Raw genomic sequence first — 1,249 nt, 5'->3', positions numbered from 1 at the left:
ACTCGTAAAAGAAATTCATTATCCTGATGAATCTTTTTTGTACCAAGAAGATTTAAATCCTGATGAGCCTTATAAACCAGGAATGTTTAATTCGCTTATCTTTGGTTTTGCCCCACAAGGTATGGTGGTGGTATGGGCAGGGTATCTTGGAGCAAAAATAGAAGTAGGACGTTTTCAGGCAAAAGAAATTACAAACAAAGAAGAGGATAAAGCTTTTGAAAAACGATTGTTTGCCAGCTGGTCTATGAATAGAGCACAGGTAAAAGCCCGCGATTTTATGCCCAATGCCTCTTGTGCCCTATGGGACACTTACCGTAAGCGTTACCATATTGCCCTTAATGCTACCTCTGAAAACAAAAAATTTAAATTATTTTATAAAGAATGGTGGTCTTTTAATGGTGAAAATAAGTCTTACTTTAGACCCGAAATACTCACCCCTACTCCCGTGAGTAGAGCCTTGCCCAATAGAATTATTATAGATTGGGAAACGGGGTATAAAGATACGTATAGAGGATTGGTATTTTTAAACGAAGAGGCTATTTTTAATCATTTTAAAAACATCCCTGAGGGAAGTACCCATCGTTTTCATGTAAAAATAGCGGCTGATAATTCTGATATGGAGCTTTTTGTTGACAACACAAAAATAGAAGTAGATAGTATGCGTATATGGCCTAGTTATGAACCTGGCGAATACAAAGATTCCTATAAAGAAAATGAAAAATAAACAGCGTATAACACTACGAGCGGGTGGTTATATAACTATTACCACCAAAAAAGGAATAGTCTATCCTTTTGAAAAATATGTACTGCTAGATCAATACCCAAACGGTACTATTGATATTATAGCGTATCCTAAAGCTCCTACTATTATTTCATTAAACTGATAGAAGCGGATAATTATGGTATATCGCAAATAGTTTTTGGTAACGCAAACGAGAAATACAAAATGGATAAATTAATACAACAAGCAATGGTACTATTACTTTTGCTTACTATAAGTTGCAATACGATAAAAGAAGCACTAGGAGTAACTGGATTAGGATTCTGACTCCGCACGCAGAGTCGGGCAAAGGATTTCATTTTATCCCCGAAATAGGCGAAGAAGTTCTTGTAGGTTTTGAAAGCGGCAATGCGGAAAAACCTTTTGTACTAGGCACTCATTATAACGGAAGCGAAACCAGTGGGTACCATACTAGCGGCAATGATGTAAAAGCCATTCATACCCGTAGCGGTATAGAAACCCTTGCAA

At 36.8% G+C, this 1,249-nt stretch carries 2 protein-coding genes and 1 pseudogene; all 3 read left to right on the top strand.

The window, feature by feature from the left end:
* The coding region (locus B0A78_RS13660; RefSeq protein ID WP_097609774.1) for a DUF2931 family protein at positions 1 to 724 on the top strand (724 nt) is incomplete at its 5' end.
* Complete coding sequence (locus B0A78_RS14625; protein WP_155761342.1) at positions 714 to 884, top strand: hypothetical protein; 171 nt, start codon at positions 714 to 716, stop codon at positions 882 to 884. The genes B0A78_RS13660 and B0A78_RS14625, both read left to right, overlap by 11 nt.
* Positions 885 to 1,029: 145 nt before the next feature.
* Positions 1,030 to 1,249, top strand: a pseudogene (locus B0A78_RS13655) (phage baseplate assembly protein V); the annotation flags it as partial.

The sequence above is a fragment of the Flavobacterium columnare NBRC 100251 = ATCC 23463 genome, from assembly GCF_002530675.1.
Taxonomy (GTDB): domain Bacteria; phylum Bacteroidota; class Bacteroidia; order Flavobacteriales; family Flavobacteriaceae; genus Flavobacterium; species Flavobacterium columnare.
This window is presented reverse-complemented; position numbering and strand designations above follow the sequence as displayed.

What these genes read in the sequence shown, in the direction of transcription:
- B0A78_RS14625 (WP_155761342.1), top strand. Translation starts at nt 714, where the DNA reads ATGAAAAATAAACAGCGTATAACACTACGAGCGGGTGGTTATATAACT.